Source organism: Salipiger sp. HF18, assembly GCF_011806505.1.
Classification (GTDB): Bacteria; Pseudomonadota; Alphaproteobacteria; order Rhodobacterales; family Rhodobacteraceae; genus Salipiger; species Salipiger thiooxidans.
Genome location: NZ_JAATOS010000901.1, coordinates 1 through 824, shown reverse-complemented (window position 1 = coordinate 824; position 824 = coordinate 1). Strand labels below are relative to the sequence as shown.

The window sequence follows — 824 nt, the reverse complement described above, 5'->3', positions numbered from 1 at the left end:
GGTCCGAGGCGATCGGCTGGCGCAGCGCGATGAGGCGCGCGACCTCCTCGTTCAGGGCCTCGTCCATCGCATCGATGGCGCTGTCGCCGAGGCGCACGCGCTCGGCCAGCTCCTCGTCGCGGGCCTCGAGCGCCTTGGCGGCGTCGTGGATCGCGACCTCGACCAGACCGCCCATCTTGAGGATCTGGGCCTGGACGCCCTCGAGATCCCTGTCAAACGCCGAGGCGATGTGTTGCTTCAGTTCGCTCATGACGATTATCCGATCCGGCCAGTGATGTAGGATTCCGTGCGCGGGTCCACGGGGTTGGTGAAGATCTGGCTGGTCTCCCCGTACTCGACGAGGTTGCCGAGGTGGAAGAAGGCCGTCTTCTGGCTCACGCGTGCGGCCTGCTGCATCGAGTGCGTCACGATCACCACGCTGTAGTTCTCGCGCAGTTCGTCGATCAGTTCCTCGACCTGGGCGGTGGCGATGGGGTCGAGCGCCGAGCAGGGCTCGTCCATCAGCAGCACCTCGGGCTCGGTGGCCACGGCGCGCGCGATGCACAGACGCTGCTGCTGACCACCCGAGAGGCCGGTGCCCGGCGAGTCCAGGCGGTCCTTCACCTCGTTCCAGATGGCGCCGCGGCGCAGGGCCCTCTCGACGATCTCGTCGAGCTCGGCCTTGTTGCGGGCGAGACCGTGGATGCGCGGGCCGTAGGCCACGTTGTCGTAGATCGACTTGGGGAACGGGTTCGGCTTCTGGAACACCATGCCCACCTTGGCGCGCAGCTGCACCGGGTCGACGCGCTTGTCGTAGATGTCCTCGCCGTCGAGCGCGATGAGCC

2 protein-coding genes are annotated in these 824 nt (G+C 67.4%); both read right to left on the bottom strand.

The window, feature by feature from the left end; all coding sequences use genetic code 11:
- Window positions 1-250, bottom strand: a 250-nt coding sequence (locus HC022_RS27855) for a PhoU domain-containing protein (protein ID WP_303049122.1), incomplete at its 3' end; no start/stop codon positions are given.
- Between the two features lie 5 nt (window positions 251-255).
- The coding region (locus HC022_RS27850; RefSeq protein WP_167454524.1) for a phosphate ABC transporter ATP-binding protein at window positions 256-824 on the bottom strand (569 nt) is incomplete at its 5' end.